The organism is Microbulbifer maximicatervae (SeqCode), from assembly GCF_052468155.1.
Genome location: NZ_CP174335.1, coordinates 4450963 through 4469397, shown reverse-complemented (window position 1 = coordinate 4469397; position 18435 = coordinate 4450963). Strand labels below are relative to the sequence as shown.

Genomic DNA, 18435 nt, shown 5'->3' with positions numbered 1-18435 from the left:
TTTCCCTGGCTTCTACAATAGAAGTGAGTTCTACGACAGGGTGCAATGGTACCAGTGAGCCATATAGACCGGGTGTTAGTGGTTGGTGCGGGTCCAACGGGGTTGGCGGCAGCTTGTGCTTTGTCTTTCTATGGAATCAAATGCCGAATAGTTGAACGCCGTAGCAAGCCCAGTGAACTCTCTCGGGCAGTCGGTATTTTTCCCTGCACCATCAGGCGCCTTCTTAAGGTTGGTGTTTCAGATAATTTGGTCTCTGAGGCGATGCGACTCTGCAAAGTTCAATATCTTCAAGCGGGTAGGCCGCTGTTATTTTTGGACAACCGGGGCGATGCATATAAAGAGTATGTGGGCTTTGGGTTACCGCAAAATCGCACTGAGGAGATCTTGAAGGACGCTCTGCTCACGCAGGGTGTTGTAGTTGAATACGGTATTGCCGCTACTGAGGTGGGCTCTAGTGAGCACAGAGTGGAAGTCACCCTGTCTGACGGCAGTGTCGAATGCTTTGACTGGTTAATTGCTGCTGACGGAGTTCATTCAACAATTCGTGAAAAGCTGGGCATTCCCTTTCCGGGTATAGATTTGCCACAACCCTGGGGGGTTGCTGATGTGGACACAGAGGAGAAGTGTGACCCTGACTTGATTAGTGTAGATATTCAGAAGCCCGGCAATCAATTTACGATTGTTTTGCCCATGGGGAAGCAGCGATTAAGAGTAGTTGCTACCCAGCCAGATGCATTAGCAGCCTTACATCAACCGTTAAACATCAGTAATATCCGCCGCTCCGGTAGTTTTCAAATTTCCATTCGCCAGGCGAAAAGTTATCGCTCCCAGCGCGTACTTTTAGTGGGAGATGCCGCTCACTGCCATTCTCCGGTAGGTGGTAAAGGTATGAACCTGGGTATTGCCGATGCGATAGCTGCGGTTGATGCCATTATAAACGGCACAGTAGATAGTTATTCTGATGAGAGGCATAAAATAGGCGCGGCGACTATCCGGAAGACAGAAATTATTAGACGAATTATTAGTTCAAATGCCTGGGTGAATATAGAGTTGGTTCGTATTCTGGCAAAGCTTATTGTAACTTTCCCTGTAGTGCGACATGCCTATATCCAAAACCTGACAAAGCTCTAAGAGGTTGGTTATTCCTTAAGGATTTTGTTGTAGCCATAGGTATCATTGCCGTAGACCTGGAAAGTGCTGACGTCGGGAATATCATATTCAATTAAACCCTCGTCAGTTGAATACATGTCCTTGCCATAAGGGGCTACTTTTACGTGGTTAGCAGTGCATCTTGCTACAAAGGAAAATCGCCCTTGAGTCTTACTGCTGTTTGGGTATGAGGCATGCATGTTTAATGATGAGAAAATCAAGCACTCTCCAGCCTTCATCTTAATATCCTTTACTTCGAACTGGTCAAAGAAATCTTCTCCAATCAACTTGAGAGCAGTAAATAGGACAAGAGCACTTTTGTTAAACGTCCTTCCATAAAAAGCGACCTTTACTGCGTGGTATAGATAAACTGGCGACAGGGGTAGTAAGGATAAGTAGAATATCTTGTTATTGGGCGTAAAATTATAAAGATAGTCGATCCTGGCGTCGGTAAAGGAGCCTGCCAGTATCCGCAAACATCCATTTTCGGGGGTGGAATCTGTGAGAGCAACCCAAGCATTTAGTTGGATTATTGCTGGAGAAGTTTCTTGAGTAGGTTGTAACTTCGCATATTTCCCGGCCTCTCTAAAAGTTGCATTTTGGTGCCAAGGGGTTTCGTCGGTTCCTGGTAATTTATGAAAGAACTGGCTGCGCCAACACAAAACTTCATGTCCGAGAAGGCTGGCGAGACGTTGGGATATTTGGGGCTTTCGGATCAACTCCCGAAATGGCTTAAGTCGCAGTGCTTGGTACAATCCCGCATAGTCTATTGACCAGCGTCCATGTTTCTTCTCTATTTGGGGAATATGCTGCCCCAAATAACAAGTACCCTGGAAATCACTGTCGTACTCCTCTAGGGCCAGTACCTTCAGTTGTTCGGCCCCCTTTTTGTCAATTGCTTGGAAAGGGGGGAGATATCCATTCTGCTCAAAAAACGAGAGGTCTCCATCGCTGAGAAAAAAGTTGTCATCTCCCCCTGCATTTGACCATTTTCTTGGTAGGTTTATCTTTAAGTCTTTTAGCTGATCAAGTGTTTCTAATAGCTTTTGTTTTTTAGTTTTCTGCCAGGGTAGGATGAATACTCGATAAAGTAGTATTGTTGTGACTCCAGCTAATATTTTTAGGTGCTGAATATTTGAGATTGGAAAATTAGCAGTGTCCGCCAGGTTGCTCATTCCTCTGAACATTTTTTTTAGTGTATCGCTCACCGATTTATTCCTGCGATTAAGAGGTTGTCAGGCAAAATTTGGGGTCAATATTGAATCTGTCATGAACCTGTTTTAGGTGTCATTATTCGTTCATTAATACTAGGCAATTACTGAACCGCCTGTTGGCGCAATAGTTTGGAGTGTATCCTAGGTCGAGGAAGACGACATGATCTATGGGAGAAAGGGGGGTATTATTGGCCCAGGTCTTGGTAATCAATTGCTAGGATTATTGATTGCCAAATTTAGGACCTGTTGGGGCATTCTGTGTTACTAGCAGCAGTTTGATGCTGCTGATTCTTTAGCGCAAACACGGTTTTCATTTTTCTGGCAGATACTGGTGTCATCCCCAAGAAAATTCAACTCCAGCCTGCGAGCAGCTTGATAATTTCCTGCCAGCTCATCTGCAATAGAGCGAACCTGCTCATATCCCGTCAGCATTAGGAAAGTAGGTGCCCGACCATAGGATTTAATACCAGCAATATAAAATCCCTTATTATGATGGGATAGTTCCTCAGCGCCATGTGCTTTCATCGAGCTACATGAGTGGTGGTTTGGTTCTATCATTGGAGCAAGGACCTTAGGCGCCTCTACAATATGATCTATATCATGTAACGAATAGCCATAATAGGTTTTGTTAATGTATTTTCATCCGCTTTGAAGTGTGATTTATGGTGCCAAGAGATCCTTTTACGGAATGCTTGTGATGTTGTCATGCGATATTGAATATCAGTGAATCTAAAACGCCCTTGCCACTATGCACGCCACCCTCCATTTCCTGAGAGGATTTACTTCGAACTAAGTAGCCGGCAAAACCTTGTTCTGAAGTAGCTGGTTGACCATTGAAATGAACCGTAAACATACCTATTTCACTGATTAAATCGCCTACTAAATATAATTCAGAGTCTCTGACTACCAGGGCGGGGTTGCTTCTAGGAGGCGGGCTCAAGCGTGGCATTAGTGCCCAGGCAGGGTATTCGTCTACTGAGAGCTGTTTGAGTTTCAGCTTGATATCCTGGCCAAAGACACAGTGCCCGCCGCCTTCTCCCTGATTTTTGAGCACCCACTTAGAGGCGTTCTGCTGACCGAACCATTCTATCGTTTCTGATGAAATTGGTTGCATGTCGCCAAGTAATGACTTGATTAAAACCGCTTCATCCTGGGATACATTGAATCCGGTTAGCATTTCTACTGACATGGACGAAAGGATCATTTGTACACGCTTGCTGGTAGCCAGTTGTTGGCTTACGGTTGCATTAATTGCGATCCGATGGCTCTCAAGCAAAATTCGCGATTGCATCAGTGTTTCACAGCAGCGCTCGCTATCCAGGTCTTTGGCGACATAATCACAGTAGTTGTAGCCGGCTCGTAAATACACGCAATCTACAGGGCCTACTCCTTGCAGCAAGAGCCTATTGTTGGGGCCTGTTACCAGGCCCGCTTTGAGTTCACGAAAGGTCTTTCGTACCGTACGAATGCCTTTTTCAGCTAAGGCAAATTCAAGAAGGTGTTGGTCGAAGACATTGTCTTCATGCTCCTGTATCACCATTAGAAATGTTGGGCTGCCACCATCTCCAAACTCGCTTTTGATGGCTCTTGTCGCATCGGCAAGGCCTTGGGAGAGTCGCTCAATTGCTGGGTTCTCTATAGGTTGGCCGTTCGAAGTATTGGACCAATCGGAATAGGTCTCAGGACTTTGCGAGCGGATGAATTGGTGCAACTCGTAAATACGCTGCCCAAAGGGCCCCATTCCTGCTGCGATTCCATTGAACTCAATGAGCTTTGGTCCCTGGCTCTCATCGTCCATAAAGTCACTTCTCATAATCAGGAGGGGGAGGCGGGGCGCATTTTTTATTTGACCATGCATGGCGAGTAAGGCACCGAAAAACGGGTCTCCATGTGCAACAGGCCTGATAGCTTCGTGAAGAAATTGGTGATCTTCTGAGACTTGATGGATCAGCTTTCCCAATAGGGGTACTGCTTTCTTTAACGTCTCAAACCGTTCCAGGGCGATAGTACTTGGGGTAAGGCTAAAAGGAACATGGCTCGCTGAGCCACGACTAGATTTGAAAGCCAGGCCATGGGCAAGCCCCCACTCTACCGCTTCATTGGCTGCCTGAATGGCGTTTGGATGGCTCTTTTTCATGGTTTCCACTGGCCTTTGTATGCTGGGGGGCACAACTCAGATTATATGATATTTCTAGAATAATGGAAATATAAGTGTTAAGTAAAGGTGTGTGTTCGAGTTATTTCCGAGGTATCCAAGAAAGGTATCAAGGGAAGGGAGCCAACTAAAGCTGGCTATTTCTGTAAATGGTCATTCTAGCGGTGCTTGAAGCAGAATTTAGGGCCTAAATGTATCCATCGGGGTGAAGAGAAGAAAGTTCGGACGCTCCATCGATAGGGGGCGCCCGAAGCAAGAGCGACATTGTTCAGTGCTGATCCGGTACCGCACACTTGATATCAGGACACTTTATCGGTGTATTGAAATCATCGTGGCAGCATTCATCTTGTAAAAACTGAATAACCTCAGTCAAGTGCTGATATTCGGCTACGCAGTAGAGGGTGCGGCTCTCGCGTCGCTGGAAAATTAATCCTGCCGAAATCAGACTGGAAATATGGTGGGAGAGGGTTGATCCGGGGATATCTAATTGCTCCTGGATGTTGCCTACAGGAATACCCGGTAGTCCGGCTTTGACTACTTTTTTGTAGATCAACAAGCGGGTTGGGTGTCCCAGCTCTTTGAGCGATTTGGCTACTTCTTCGATTTCCATCATGATTTGGTCATAAGTTCTATATTTGTCGAAATATATACAGTTTAGTGCTAAAGATAAAGTGTCGTGTGGACGACTGCTCAAGCTAGTGCTGCTACTAGTTGTTTAGGGTATTGAGAGGAAGCTGCATTACTTATATTTCTTTAAACTATATTACCAAACTTACCGAAATAACGCTTTTACTGCTAATTGCCCACACCAGGAGGGGGGTAATATCTATTCTGAAGTAGACGCATCATCATCCCGGATTTCATTGTAGCCATAAGAATCTTTACCAAACACCTGAAAATTGCAATGTGAATTCCAGCAGGCCCTCAATGGTTGAAATGTTGTCTTTGCCATAAGGAGCAACTTTTACGTGATTAGCTGTATACCTCATGGCAAACGAAAATCGAGATTTATCTTTTGATGTGTTTGCAAAGGATGTGTGCATAATTAGGGGTGAGAAAATAAGGCATTCGCCGGCTTTCACTTCCAGGTCTTTTACTTCCAGGTCGCCAAAGAGATCTTCTTCAATAATTTCCCTTGTGTTGAACAAAAGGATGGCCGCTTTTTAGAAGATCTCACCAAAAAGGAATTGCTTGGCAACAACTTTCGTCTTCAGCACTAGAAAACAGGTTGGCCAATGTACTTTTCTTTCTCTTCGGTGGAGCTTTCATTTAGGTTGCCTAGAGATTTTTATTTCAGGAGTTTTTAATGCAAAAGTCTTTAGTATTAATGAATTGATCTGAGCCTCAAATTCGAAGTAGTTTATTTAATGGCATAGGCATAGATAGCGGCTAAAATGTGATCTGCACATTAAAGGGCGCCGTCAGTAGAAATAAAATCTCAGCTTATGTGATCGGCGCCCAGAGAACTTTGGGTTGCTATAAATCTTGGCCTCGCCAAGTTTTGGCTAGCAGGCTTACTGATGTTTAGCCAGTTCGACCGGCCCATGGTCATCACAGTGATCACCATGAACATGGTGAAGCCGCCCGTTAACCAGGTAGTCAACATGATCTCCGTGGGGAACCTGCTCATGGCCACAGTTTTTGCCGTGGACATGGGAGCTGTCATAGCCCCCTGTAACAGGGTGGCAACCCTCCGGGTTTTGGGTGCTTACTTCCAAGACGTGCTCGTCGTAGTGGTCTTTGTGGGGATGGTGTAGGTGGCCGTCATGGAGGTAGCAGATATGGTCCCCGTGGCGAATGGCTGTGTGGCCACAGTGGCTGTTATGGGTATGTGAATGATGCTCCGCCTGTTGGCACTTGCCTTTTTCCACGATAACTCTCCCGGCCGCTTGGCACTTGCATGGAACCACTCGTCGCCGAATGCTTCTAGAATCAATAATTTGGCGCCACATTTGGACAGCCCTACATACTAAATCTAAGAACATCCGGGTGTAGTTTCCAAATATGATCTTCTATCAATGGCAGAAAATCTGCCCCTACCCCTCAAATCTTGATCTGCGATGGCCTTACGGATGACTAGTCACTCAAATCTAGCCATTAATTCAATTTGCAATCGATTGCATTTGCGCATTATAGTTAAAGCACGGTGCATCAAGTGCGTTTAGCAACTCTTTATGCAATCGATTTCATAAAGCTTTATAAAAATAGCACCGCAGTATCAGAACAGATAAGAATGACGACGAGAGGGAAGAGTTGATGAGCAAGAAACCATTGGCGCAGGCCGTATCCATGGCCGCGCTCTCCGTTGGTCTTTGCGGCTATGCCGCAGCCCAAGAAATTAGCCCTGAAAACGATATGGTGATGGAGGAAGTCATCACAACAGGCACCCCTGGCGGTGCAGGCATGCGTAAGCTGGATGCCAGCTTTTCTATCACAACTTTAAGTGATGATGAGATTAGCAAAGCCTCTCCTTCAAGTACTGCAGACCTGTTGAAGTCCGTTCCAGGCCTGTGGGTTGAGAGCTCTGGCGGTGTTTCTGGGGCAAATATCGATGTTCGCGGTTTCCCCGGCGGTAGTGATGCACCCTTTGTCACGGTATCCATGAATGGATTGCCTCTGTATCCAGCGCCAACACTCTCATTTTTAGAAAACTCTTCTCTATTTCGTGTCGATGAAACTATTCAGCGAGTGGAAGCTCTGCGCGGTGGACCCAATCCGGTTTTCTCCAATGGCCAGCCAGGTCTGACTACCAACTTTATCTTAAAAGAGGGTACTGAAGAGACAGAGGGGCGCTTTAAGTACACTTTATCTGACTATGATCTGCAGCGAACAGATGCCCTCATGACTGGTAAGCTCGCAGATGATGTTTATTATATGATCGGGGGCTACGTATCTTCCTCCCCGGGTATTCGCGATGCGGGTTTTGATGCGGAAGAAGGGCATCAATTTACCCTGCACATCACCAAAGAGATGGATAACGGCAAAGCGGGTTTTTACATCCGGGATACAAAAGATACTGGTACCTGGTATTTGCCCAATGCTGCATTTCTGGAAACAGATTACACTCAGGTAGGCCCCAGTAATCGCAAGGTTTCTGTACCTATCACTCAGGCTGACGGTAATGGCGGCTCAGAAACTACCTGGGAAACTTTCGATATGGGCGAAGGGCGCGGGTGGAATGGTAATGTAGCCGGTGCTTATCTGGAGCTAGACCTGGGCGATGGATGGAGTCTCACCGAACGCTTTGGACTTACCGCAGGTAACGCTGATACTTTGGGTTTTGTTCCTAATAGTGCGCCTGTATCGCTGAATTCTCTTACTGATCAAGCAGTAGTAACCGCCTCTGGAAACGAACTTAGTGGCGATACTGTGGTACAGCAGTTTGGTGCCTGGGTAGTACGCAAAGATATCGAGGCTACGACAAATGACATTAGCCTGGCAAAAGAGTGGGATAACTTTAAAGTAACAGCCGGTTATTACACCTCAAGCTGGGAAGTTGATGAATGGTGGTCCCTGGGTAACCAGAAATACTACGTACTGGGTCAAGATGGGGAGCTGATCACAGGAACTGCTGATGGCTCTGAGCTAACTGGTGATCTCGCTTGTAATACATCCGCAGATATTTCCACTTGTGATTGGAAATATGATGTGGATGCCGTGGGTGATGCCCGTGAAAACGCGCTTTATGTCGCCGGTGAGTTCTACTTAGGGGACTTTACCTTCGATCTGGGCGTGCGTTCCGCAAACCGCAAAACCAATTACTCCGTGGATCATGGTGAGCGAGACGGCAATTTTACCACTTATAAAGCGGACGAAGATGGCACTGCTTATACTGCCGCAGTGGACTGGGCCTTTGCCGAAAATATGGGCACTTTCTTCCGTATAAACTCCGGCTTTAAGTTCGCAGACTTTGACAACTATCGTGAGTTCGGTGATAGCTTCATTGCTGGGTCTGACCTTGTAATCGACATTGACCAATACGAACTGGGTTATAAATTGCAGGAGCAAGATTATTCCCTCTTTGCGACTCTGTTCTACAACGAAACCCAGGGCATGCCTGACTGTATCATTGGCAGCAGTACCTGTGCTCGTTTAGAGACTGAGGCGCTTGGTCTCGAATTGGACGGTAAAGTTCACTGGGGAGATTTCACCTTTGGGTTAAATACTACCCTGCAAAAGCCAGAAATCACGAGTGGTGAATATGAAGGCAACCAGGTTATGCGTCAGCCTGAATACCAGGTGCGCCTGAGCCAGAATTATGATTTCACACTGAATGACATTGATATGGCTGTGTATACCGATATCAGTCGGGTAGGTGATCGCTTTAATGGAAGCAACAATGAAATAACTTTGCCAGCCTATACAAAAGTTGACCTGGGTGCGGTGGCTTATATCAATGATATTACTGTCCAGTTGGCTGTGGACAACTTAACTGATGAAGATGGTATCACCGAAGGTGATCCCCGCGATCCGCTAGCGTCTAATGTCCGCTACATCTTACCGCGCAATATCAAGCTTAGCTTCGCGTACGATTTTTAACCTCATGCCTCTCCCATAGGCTTCCAAGCTTTGCCGCACACTTCTCCAGTGTGCGGCTTTTTTATTGCCTGAAAAATTTAACTACAATCCATTTTCAAATCCATACAAATAATGAAGCTTCGATCTTTGTGGTCTAACCCAAATCCTTCCGGAGGCTCCCCAATAAAGTATGTGGTTAAACTGCTTTCATGAAGCGAAATTAGAGTCGAGGTGGAGAGCCCTAAGGTCATTGCAGGTGTGAAACCTTAACGTTCGTATACAAATTTAAATTGGCAGTGGGAGATAGTTCTACTAGGTTATGAGTAGTTACTCCAATTCCTATTGCTAGCTGTATGTTGACGTTCTGACTAAAAAGTGGCATTAAGGTGGCGTAAGGGTTTGTTAGCTGTACTCTTTTCCCCCATCTATTATTAGTTTAGTAATGTTTCATATGTATTAGTGATTTTGGGTTGGTACATTTTTGGTAATATGAAAAAATTTATTGGCTTTCTTGTTGTTGTTTTGGCAATACCACTGCTCGTCTATTTTTCTACCTATAAGGGGGGAAGAAGTTTTACCAATCATCATGGCCTTCCAAATGTTAATCTGGTTGTCGATAATGCATATTCTCTTTAATTTACGCCTTATGATCCACTGATGGGGATGTATAATAATATAGGAGGGAAACTTGGATTTATTGTCTGTAGTGATGTACCTAATATCGCTTACGGAATGGCTGGATATTCATTTCAGGTCTTATTGAGAGATAGTTTTGTAAAAAATCCAAATTTTTATGATGCTCGAAATGGTAATAATCCAGAAAATCCATTTTTCCATCGCCGAGCAAGAAATCTATATTCCTATTTCCAGTCAATTCAATCTTTGAAACCAGCATCTTATAAGCCGCAGTTGGGGGATTTGGTTTTTTATAGAAAGACTGAAAAAGGATATATTGCCCATGTTGCTTTAGTTACTTATGTTGATAATAGGGGGTATAAAATCATGGAGTCAGCACCCAAAACCCTGTTCGCCAGGGAAGTAGAAATGGATTCTCCAGTGAAAAGGGGCTGGATCTTGGCGGGCTTTGGTAAAGTGTATTGAGGTGTTGTCCATGATTCGTAGTCATGAGGGATATTGTTCTTACAGTGATATATGCATCCCAGTGATTTTTGTAGCCTAATTTCTCCTAGGCTCAATTTCTGTTCACTGATAATTGAGATATATTGCTGGTAGACAGCTTACATCCAGATGGGTATTTCAATACATCTAACATGTTTTTAATGGTAAGAAGTTTGATTAATCGGCTTTGACAGGGTCGGTTGTACTTAGCCCAATGGTTTCAGACTTGCCAAATTGGCATTATGAGGTAATTTAAGTGATCTGGCGCCTAATAAGGTTTCTAAATGTAAAAATTAGAGATCATGCCATGTTTTAGGAGCATATTTATCCTTATTATCTAGTAGGATAATAGGTATTTTTCTACAGTTACTTTTTCAGATTTGAAGCACCGATAAAAGCGCCACAATGGATGATCTCTGGATTCCCACTGATCTAGCTTTTCAGAAGCAAGGCGCTAACTTAACTTTCAACTAAAAGAGGGTTGCCGATGTCTATTGAACGATTGAGAACTCCTGAGGAGCGCTTTTCTTTACTACCGGGTTTTCCGTATACTCCTAACTATATTGATAGCCTGGAAGGCTATGATTCTATGTGTATGGCATATATCGATGAGGGGGAGCAGGATTCGGATACCACCTTTCTTTGCCTCCATGGGGAGCCCAGTTGGGGTTACTTATATCGGAAAATGATCCCAGTTTTTGTTGGGGCAGGACACCGGGTAATTGCTCCAGATTTGTTTGGATTTGGTCGCTCAGATAAGCCCGTCAATGAAGATGTGTACACTTTTAACTTCCATCGTAACAGCCTGATGCGTTTGATTGAGCATTTGGATCTTAAGAATATTGCGCTGGTTTGTCAGGATTGGGGTGGACTTCTGGGATTGACACTTCCAATGGATATGCCGGATAGATTTACCCGATTACTGGTAATGAATACGGCTATCGCAGCAGGGGATGGTGCTTCAGAGGGGTTCTACCACTGGCGGAACTTCTCTGTCAATGTGCCTGAAATCCCTGTGGGAGGGCTCATTGCCAATGATGCTCAATCTGAGGTCAATTTATTCGATATAGTAGCCTATGATGCGCCTTTTCCAGACAACCGCTATAAGGCTGGCGTTCGTCGATTCCCGTCAATTGTACCGGTTGATCCAGATATGGAGGGAGCAGAGCTAGGGGTAAGGGCTCGAAAATTCTGGTCTAGGAGCTGGGGTGGTGAGAGCTTTATGGCGATTGGAATGAGGGACTTTGTGCTTGGTGAGAAAGTGATGGAGTTGCTGAGGGGAACCATCAAAAACTGCCCCGAGCCTCTCAAACTAGCGGAGGCGGGCCACTTTGTGCAGGAATATGGTAAAGAAATTGCTGAAAAGGCTCTCAACCACTTCAAGCTTTCCTCTACAGTAACTGAAAATTAAGAGCGTACTAGTGCCGGGATAAGTTATATTCCGGCTTCTATTCTCAGGTAGCCCAAGGCATTCAGACTGCTCTTACATTTCATAACTAATTTATAATCGGTGGCTCTGTTTATAGAATCTGTAGTCTTTATTAGAGAGTTTAAAGTGAAGTTTAAAGACAGTCGTGGAATTATTCTGACTATTTTGGCAATGCTCTGTTTGGCTGGTATGGATGCAACAGGTAAGGTTCTCGTTCAGAACTATTCTATTGTTCAAATAATGGCGATTCGTTTCGCGATATTTTTCTTCATCGTTATAAGCTTGGCAAGACTCAAAGGGAGCTTGGATATAGTGCGAAGTGAAATATTTGGCACTCAATTAGCTCGCTCTATTGTTCTCGCTCTTGAGGTGTCAGTATTTATTTTTGCTTTTAGTATGATGTCTTTGGCTGATGTGCATGCTATAGCTGCGACAGCTCCATTATTCGCAATATTAATGGCTGGATGGTTTTTAGGGGAGAGGATAGATACAAGGAGCTGGGTAAGTGTTGCGGCTGGATTTATAGGTGCCCTTATTATCATTAGGCCTGGAATGGGAATGATGGGTTGGCAAACCTTGATCCCCATCTTGGGAGCTATCCTATGGGCCGCATATCAAGTGCTTTCACGCCGTGTTTCACACTTTGATAGTGCCGATACAACCGTTTTCTATACCGCGACCATGGGTCTTATTATTTTTGGAAGCTTAGCACCATTTTATTGGGTAGAGCCGACAGTGTCAGGGTGGCAATTGTTGATTTTAAATGGGCTCTTAGGTGCAATGGGCCACTATTTACTGATTAAGGCACTGGCACTTACTCCAGCTTCTATTTTGCAGCCCTTTAGTTACGCTTTACTATTTTGGGCTATTGTTATTGGCTTTGTAATCTTCGGAGATCTGCCTGATGGAATTACATTATTTGGCGCCTTCGTAATATTGGCTGCGGGATTTTATGCTTCAGACCTAGGCCGCGCATTGATTGGTGATTCACAGATTAAGGCCAAAAAGGGGAAGGATGGTGCTGAATCAGAGTCAAAGTTAATGAGTTAAAAAACCAATTTGATAAAGGGCGCTCTAATGATGGTAGTTGAGCCCCATTAATATATCGGTGGCGAAATTGTTTAACGCCACCTTGAATTCAGTTAGTGATTAGGTATCTGTTCTTAGAATATTTAAAAACTCATGCGTCACGATGCTCAAGGAAGCCGCCATCTACCCAATTGATTATCAAGTCAACATACTCTTGTCCAGCATCTTCCGATGAGAAGTGAGATGCGTTATCAAATATAACTAGCTTACTATTGGGGATATGCTTGGATAAGGCAGTCGCATTATCCACTAAAACAAATGGATCTCTCTTGCCCCAAGTGATCAATGTCGGAACATTAATACCATTTAGTTTTCTCTCAATCCATGGAAGCTCTTTCGAATAGCTTCCAAAGAAACTGATGGCGCACTTGTGACTGTCATTATCAAAGGCTATGTCATAGTACTCTTGGATAGCTCGTTTGCTGGGTTTGTAGTTGTGATAGCCGTCTTTGACGGCAGTCAGGAAGTTGGTTTTCATTACTGACTTCTTGTTTAAGCCTTTTGCTATCCAGCGAACCATTCGGGATCTGACAACGGCCATAAGAATAGGAGAGAGTTTTGGAGGGAAGGTGCCTGGGCCGTCAAAGATATTGAGACTCAAGAATCGTTGAGGGTGGTTAATAACGGCCGCTAAAGCAATAGGCACACCCACATCCGGCCCTACCAGGTGGGCCTGCTTGATGCCAAAATGGTTCATTATTTGAACAAGGGCTTCGCTCAGGCTGCTCGGAGACATATCTCCTTCCTCCGCTTTTGATAAGCCAAATCCTGGGATATCAAAGGCTAGCACATCAAACTTTTCACTAAATGCTTCAATGGATGACTCCCACATGCGAATACTTTGGGGTAGACCATTCAGCAGTAGTAGGCTGGGAGCCTGAGGTTTTTCCTTGCGTAGAAAGCGAATGTTAAATTTCCCTACAGAGACAAACTGCGGTGTAAATATATCGTCAGCGGTTGAGGGTCTATTGGAGGCGTATTGGGTTAGGGCCTTGTCTAAGAGAGCTTGGGTCATAACAGGGTATATATCTATATGGGTCTATAGGTGATTTCGGGTTAAGTTACTTATTTATACTAGGTTACTCACTTGAGAGTTGGTTGCCAATAAGGCACTATTAAGTGGTTAAGTTACTTTTTGATAACCTATGGAGTGGAAGGGTGGGGACGCAGAATAAAAATAGTGAGAGGCGCGTGTTTGTGAATGATGATGAATGTCCCATTCGCAATGTGGTAGCTCAGATTGGTGACAAGTGGTCCATCCTGATATTGTTTGCCCTTGTTGATGGTCCAGATCGCTTCAACTCCCTAAAGTCGCGTATTGAAGGGATTTCACAGCGAATGTTGACGCAAACCCTGCGTGACTTAGAGCGCGATGGTTTTGTACTCCGTTCTGTCTTTGCGCAGGTTCCAGTTAAAGTGGAGTATGAATTAACTGACCTGGGAAGGGGGTTATCTGCAGCTGTGTGGAAGTTAGTCTCTTGGGCAGATGAACATCATCCCGAGATTCGTAAAGCGCGCCTAAGATATGATGAGGATAATCAATCGTAGATTAAGGATTCTACCTTCTATTGTCCCCATTTAGGGCTTCTCTCAAAAATTATCAGTCTGCTTTGTAGTAAAGCATGATCTGTACTTGCAATTGAGTTCAATAGAGCCTTTTGTAGCTGAAGCATTACTGTAAATATATAGTTAGAATGATTGGCAATCTTAGTTTTCTTGAACTTGAGGCATAACGGAATAGGACTTACAAGTAAATTTAAATTTCTTACCCTTGATAATTAAATAGAATCGATAAATATAAGTAATTAGAAGGTGAGCCATGGATTTTTTTGAAATTAACCGACACTCCTGGGATAGCCGCACCCGTATTCATGTGAAGTCTGAATTTTATAATATTGATGGATTTCTAAGCGGAAAATCTACTTTAAATGAAGTTGAGCTTTCAGATATAGGTAATGTGTCTGGAAAAAGTTTACTTCACTTACAGTGTCACTTTGGCTTGGATACCTTATCTTGGGCTCGATTGGGGGCGAAGGTGACGGGAGTTGATATTTCTTCTGTAGCCATTACTGAAGCACAGGCTCTTTCTGACCGTTCAGGTTTACATGGAGAGTTTATCTGCAATGATATCTACAGTTTTGGAGAGTCAAATAATAAAGAATTTGATATCGTCTTTACTTCCTACGGTGCACTCTGTTGGTTGCCGGATATCGAGCGGTGGGCATCAGTTGTTGCTCAATGCTTAAAGCCGGGGGGGACTTTCTACATCGCAGAATTTCATCCATTTTATGATATTTTCTCTGGTTACACATACTTTCATCGAGCCGATCCAGATATTGAAGAGCAGGGTACCTATACAGAGAATGATCGGGGTGGCAAGTCTACCCTAGCCACCTGGTCACATCCGATTAGCGATGTTGTGAGTGCATTATTAAAATATGGTATTCAAATCACTCAACTAAAAGAATACCCGTATAGCCCTTACAACTGTTTTGATGGCATGGAGGAGCGTGAGAAGGGGAAATACTACCTGTTTTTTAAAGGACATGAGATTCCGCTAATTTATACTATTAAAGGTGTCAAAGTTACTTGAGATAAAGAGCAATAACAATAATCAGGCTAGCGGTAGATTTGTGCAGAGCCTTTTTTAAGGGAGGGAAAAGGAGGGTAATGAGTACCGCCCCCTTAAACTTCCCATGTAAAGGCCCACTGGCTTTATATCCAACACTGCTTTCTTGCGTTTTGTCTAATTGGCGTAGATAGCCACTATTTACCATTCACAGATGTTTAGATTCCGTACTTAGTTGCCATTTCTTTAAGAGAAATTTCTTATAGCCCTTTTAGCAAGCTGGATCACACTCTGTTCAGGAGAAGGTCATTATTAACTGATTTTATAGAGGGTAGTAAGATGGCTATATGGCAATTACAAGGTATGAAGTGTGCTTTATCTATATTTGCAGGTGCTTTTTGCTTGCTAATATCCGGGCTTGCATCGGCGGTTGATTGTGGTGATACCATTAACACCCGAGAAGTTTTGGATGATGATTTGGTATGTACAGATAATATCGCGATAACCATTATTGGCCCAACTGGTGGCCTGGATATGAATGGTCATACCATTACTTGTGACAATAATTCTGCAATAGGCATAGATGTTGTCGGTCTTGTGGGGTATTTGGAGGGCGCAGGTACTATATCATTCTGCCAGACGGGCGTTAGATTGGCTGGTGATGGATTTCATAATGTAACCAATATTTCTGCTAACAATAATGACTTTGTAGGGTTGGCGGTATCGAGCGACTTCAATCTAATTACTAATTCAAGTGCTAATGGTAATGGTAATACTGGCATATTAGTTACGGGGCTAAGAAATACCTTGATCTCAAATATTATCGAAAGTAACTTACTAGATGGGATTCAGTTGGATGGTGATGCTCCAAGTTTAGCCCAAAATTATATATATGATAATAATCGATATGGGATCTATATTGCTGATTCCAACTTTGGGAATTATAGCCAGAACACCTCTGAGATGAATGGTTCAGTGGGTATCTATATGGAAGCAGCTAATCAGTTTTTTAACTTTATTCTCAACAACACATCCAAGGGAAATACTGATTTTGACTTGGAGGATCTAAATGCAAATGCATGTAGTAATATTAATGTCTGGCGTGGAAACACTTTTACTACTGCTAATCCCAGTTGTTTAAATTAAGGCTTTTTGCAAGGCTCACCTTAAAGTAAACTGGGTGAGCCTGTGTTCAATTCGTATCCGCTCAACTATTTGCTTGTTGTCTATAAGGATTAAATTTCACTGATACATTATGTGGTAATGTAGTATCAGACATGTTTCTAATTCTGATTACAAGGTGCTGATTAATCCATGAAGCCTGATAACTTAATTGATCATCCTGAAGGCGGGAAATTTCTTCAGGTGTTTAAGTCGAGCTCAATAGTAACAAGGGAGGATGGGCAGAAGCGAAGCGCATTGACGCATATTTACTTTTCCTTACAGAAAGATGAAGTATCTAGGTTTCACCGGGTCGAATCTGATGAGGTTTGGAATTTATATAGGGGGGAAGGCTTATATCTCTATATTTGGACTGAGGGGGATAGCTGTTTGCAAAGGACTGAGATTTCCGCAAAGAATAATATATTTTGTCATGTTGTTCCTGCTGGTGCCTGGCAGGCTGCTGAGCCAATTGGGAGTTCTGTTTTGGTCGGATGTTCGGTAGGCCCGGGGTTTGAATTTTCGGATTTCAATTTAATCAAGGTTGATGATCCTGTAGCAAAACAACTGTGTGAGATAGATAGTTGTTTGAGTCGCTTCATTCGTTAAGCCTAAAGTTTAAGCTGTAGTTACGCTTTACTATTGATGGATATTTTGGCGTAAATTTTATGGAGTCTATTTTAAGCTTTTCACTTCACGTCTATGCACGAGTTTTGATTATTTTACTTGCCCAAGCTTCTCTATGCCATTACCTTTTACATGCCAGAGCTATTGAGAATATTTTCCTATGGATATTTCACTCTTTGGGCTCAAAATGTATCCCAATATTCTTTTTTCTGATTTCAAGGATTTTTATTACCTGGGCATAATGGTTATGACTAAAAATTGTTATTGGGTTTACTTCAGCTCTTTCGCATAATGTAAATGCCGATGATGTGTACGCTGATACCATTGCGAGTACAGAAATAATAAGTAAGGATCTCAATTGTAATTTGATTGGGTTAACAGTTGCTGGGCTGACCGGTAGCTCGGATTTAAGTGGCAATTGGCTGTGGTGGTGAGTAGTAATCAATAGCTAAACAGTTTTATTAGGGGGGTACAATACTATTTTAGGAGTTCATTATGAATATTTGGCAGGAAGGAACGCAGTCTAAACTATATTCTTATCTATTTTTCGGTAGTGCGTTAGTAATCTCTGGAAGTGTAAATGCAGATATAGTGTGTGGCGGTAATATTACAACTCCAGAGGTGTTAACTGAGAACTTTTCTTGTAATTCCGGTGTAATAGTAACTGGCCCTACAGGAAGCCTGAACTTGAATGGATTTACGTTTGATTGTGAAGGAGGGGCAGGTGTCATTCTTGAAGGTACAGGAGCTGTATTATCTGGAGGTGCATCAGGAGGTACATTGGATGAATGTGGTACAGGAGTCATTGCAGCAGGTTCCGGTAGCCACACAATTACGGGTATAACATTTAGTGAGGTTTTTGGAGAAGGGGTTTTCCTCGACTCGGACAACAATACGCTGTCTGGTTCGATTATTGATGTACCAATTGGTGGTGAAGGTGTGTTTATTAGAGGCAGTAACTCAACGGTGATAAATAACGAGATTGTTAGTTCAGATGGATTCGGGGAAAGTGGTATCTTTTTTGATCTCGGGGCAGATAATTCGACCGTAATATCTAATAAGATAACCGGTTTTAGTGATTATGGTATGGAAATATGTAGCAATGGTAATTTCATTGCTCAAAATACGGTTGAACTCACTGGTTTTACAGATCCTATTCCCGGCACTGCGGTAGGTATATCGTTGGCTAAGTTCGCCATTCCCATCTGCTTTTTTTTTGATCCGGATAGCCAATTCGGAAATGTAATTATTGGCAATATAGCAACTGATAACAACTCTACCGATCTTGAGGATACTAATCCCTTCCCCTGCCTTAATACCTGGTTTGGCAATACGGCTGATAATATAGAAGGGGCCTGTATTGATCAATGAGCCGTAAAATTATTCCCTAGAAGGCCAGCGAAAT

Annotated in this window: 17 protein-coding genes; 10 read left to right on the top strand and 7 right to left on the bottom strand. The window is 43.4% G+C overall.

Going from position 1 to position 18435, the window contains the following annotated elements:
- The first annotated feature begins 54 nt into the window (after positions 1-54).
- A complete protein-coding gene (locus tag ACJJIY_RS19065; RefSeq protein WP_444905677.1) occupies positions 55-1131 on the top strand; it encodes an FAD-dependent oxidoreductase in 1077 nt (358 codons plus the stop codon).
- Positions 1132-1139: 8 nt separating this feature from the next.
- On the opposite strand, the gene ACJJIY_RS19060 is transcribed toward ACJJIY_RS19065, so the two are convergent.
- The 6 genes from ACJJIY_RS19060 to ACJJIY_RS19035 form a co-directional block, all read right to left on the bottom strand.
- Positions 1140-2357: a phytanoyl-CoA dioxygenase family protein gene (locus ACJJIY_RS19060; RefSeq protein ID WP_444905676.1), complete on the bottom strand. Its 1218-nt coding sequence runs from the start codon at positions 2355-2357 to the stop codon at positions 1140-1142.
- Between the two features lie 270 nt (positions 2358-2627).
- Positions 2628-2888, bottom strand: coding sequence for a hypothetical protein (locus ACJJIY_RS19055; RefSeq protein WP_444905675.1), 261 nt, complete (start codon positions 2886-2888; stop codon positions 2628-2630).
- 178 nt (positions 2889-3066) lie between these two features.
- Positions 3067-4500, bottom strand: coding sequence for a hypothetical protein (locus ACJJIY_RS19050; protein WP_445358626.1), 1434 nt, complete (start codon positions 4498-4500; stop codon positions 3067-3069).
- A 286-nt stretch (positions 4501-4786) separates the two neighbouring features.
- Complete coding sequence (locus tag ACJJIY_RS19045) at positions 4787-5131, bottom strand: ArsR/SmtB family transcription factor (RefSeq protein WP_444905674.1); 345 nt, start codon at positions 5129-5131, stop codon at positions 4787-4789.
- 268 nt (positions 5132-5399) lie between these two features.
- On the bottom strand, positions 5400-5666 hold the full coding sequence (locus tag ACJJIY_RS19040) for a phytanoyl-CoA dioxygenase family protein (protein WP_445358625.1): 267 nt from the start codon (positions 5664-5666) through the stop codon (positions 5400-5402).
- Between the two features lie 366 nt (positions 5667-6032).
- Positions 6033-6389 carry a hypothetical protein gene (locus tag ACJJIY_RS19035; RefSeq protein ID WP_282933309.1) on the bottom strand — a complete coding sequence of 119 codons (357 nt, stop codon included), beginning with the start codon at positions 6387-6389 and terminating at the stop codon, positions 6033-6035.
- Positions 6390-6774: 385 nt separating this feature from the next.
- On the opposite strand from ACJJIY_RS19035, the gene ACJJIY_RS19030 reads away from it, so the two are divergent.
- The 4 genes from ACJJIY_RS19030 to ACJJIY_RS19015 all read left to right on the top strand — a co-directional run bounded on the left by ACJJIY_RS19030 (position 6775) and on the right by ACJJIY_RS19015 (position 12634).
- Entirely contained in the window at positions 6775-9057 is a 2283-nt protein-coding gene (locus ACJJIY_RS19030; protein WP_445358624.1) for a TonB-dependent receptor, read from the top strand.
- 636 nt (positions 9058-9693) lie between these two features.
- A complete protein-coding gene (locus ACJJIY_RS19025) occupies positions 9694-10137 on the top strand; it encodes a CHAP domain-containing protein (RefSeq protein WP_445358623.1) in 444 nt (147 codons plus the stop codon).
- A 505-nt stretch (positions 10138-10642) separates the two neighbouring features.
- Complete coding sequence (locus ACJJIY_RS19020; protein ID WP_445358622.1) at positions 10643-11566, top strand: haloalkane dehalogenase; 924 nt, start codon at positions 10643-10645, stop codon at positions 11564-11566.
- 144 nt (positions 11567-11710) lie between these two features.
- Positions 11711-12634, top strand: coding sequence for a DMT family transporter (locus tag ACJJIY_RS19015; RefSeq protein ID WP_445358621.1), 924 nt, complete (start codon positions 11711-11713; stop codon positions 12632-12634).
- Between the two features lie 130 nt (positions 12635-12764).
- On the opposite strand, the gene ACJJIY_RS19010 is transcribed toward ACJJIY_RS19015, so the two are convergent.
- Entirely contained in the window at positions 12765-13688 is a 924-nt protein-coding gene (locus tag ACJJIY_RS19010) for an alpha/beta fold hydrolase (protein WP_444905667.1), read from the bottom strand.
- Positions 13689-13792: 104 nt separating this feature from the next.
- On the opposite strand from ACJJIY_RS19010, the gene ACJJIY_RS19005 reads away from it, so the two are divergent.
- From ACJJIY_RS19005 to ACJJIY_RS18985, 5 genes are all read left to right on the top strand, one after another.
- Positions 13793-14221, top strand: a complete 429-nt coding sequence (locus tag ACJJIY_RS19005) for a winged helix-turn-helix transcriptional regulator (protein WP_445358620.1) — start codon at positions 13793-13795, stop codon at positions 14219-14221.
- 271 nt (positions 14222-14492) lie between these two features.
- Positions 14493-15266 (top strand): class I SAM-dependent methyltransferase, encoded by a 774-nt coding sequence (locus ACJJIY_RS19000; RefSeq protein ID WP_444905665.1) that lies wholly within the window; start codon positions 14493-14495, stop codon positions 15264-15266.
- Positions 15267-15581: 315 nt separating this feature from the next.
- Entirely contained in the window at positions 15582-16388 is an 807-nt protein-coding gene (locus ACJJIY_RS18995) for a right-handed parallel beta-helix repeat-containing protein (RefSeq protein WP_445358619.1), read from the top strand.
- A gap of 168 nt (positions 16389-16556) precedes the next feature.
- Entirely contained in the window at positions 16557-17012 is a 456-nt protein-coding gene (locus ACJJIY_RS18990; RefSeq protein ID WP_444905663.1) for a cupin domain-containing protein, read from the top strand.
- A gap of 513 nt (positions 17013-17525) precedes the next feature.
- The gene (locus tag ACJJIY_RS18985) at positions 17526-18401 is read left to right on the top strand and encodes a right-handed parallel beta-helix repeat-containing protein (protein WP_445358618.1); all 876 of its coding nucleotides are present in this window, start codon (positions 17526-17528) and stop codon (positions 18399-18401) included.
- The last annotated feature ends 34 nt before the right edge of the window (positions 18402-18435 follow it).

Excerpts from the sequence above, each read along its gene's own strand:
- ACJJIY_RS19055 (WP_444905675.1), bottom strand. The coding sequence starts at position 2,888 with ATGAAAGCACATGGCGCTGAGGAACTATCCCATCATAATAAGGGATTT.
- ACJJIY_RS19050 (WP_445358626.1), bottom strand. The coding sequence starts at position 4,500 with ATGAAAAAGAGCCATCCAAACGCCATTCAGGCAGCCAATGAAGCGGTA.
- ACJJIY_RS19045 (WP_444905674.1), bottom strand. The coding sequence starts at position 5,131 with ATGATGGAAATCGAAGAAGTAGCCAAATCGCTCAAAGAGCTGGGACAC.
- ACJJIY_RS19030 (WP_445358624.1), top strand. The coding sequence starts at position 6,775 with ATGAGCAAGAAACCATTGGCGCAGGCCGTATCCATGGCCGCGCTCTCC.
- ACJJIY_RS19025 (WP_445358623.1), top strand. The coding sequence starts at position 9,694 with ATGGGGATGTATAATAATATAGGAGGGAAACTTGGATTTATTGTCTGT.
- ACJJIY_RS19020 (WP_445358622.1), top strand. The coding sequence starts at position 10,643 with ATGTCTATTGAACGATTGAGAACTCCTGAGGAGCGCTTTTCTTTACTA.
- ACJJIY_RS19010 (WP_444905667.1), bottom strand. The coding sequence starts at position 13,688 with ATGACCCAAGCTCTCTTAGACAAGGCCCTAACCCAATACGCCTCCAAT.
- ACJJIY_RS19000 (WP_444905665.1), top strand. The coding sequence starts at position 14,493 with ATGGATTTTTTTGAAATTAACCGACACTCCTGGGATAGCCGCACCCGT.
- ACJJIY_RS18995 (WP_445358619.1), top strand. The coding sequence starts at position 15,582 with ATGGCTATATGGCAATTACAAGGTATGAAGTGTGCTTTATCTATATTT.
- ACJJIY_RS18990 (WP_444905663.1), top strand. The coding sequence starts at position 16,557 with ATGAAGCCTGATAACTTAATTGATCATCCTGAAGGCGGGAAATTTCTT.
- ACJJIY_RS18985 (WP_445358618.1), top strand. The coding sequence starts at position 17,526 with ATGAATATTTGGCAGGAAGGAACGCAGTCTAAACTATATTCTTATCTA.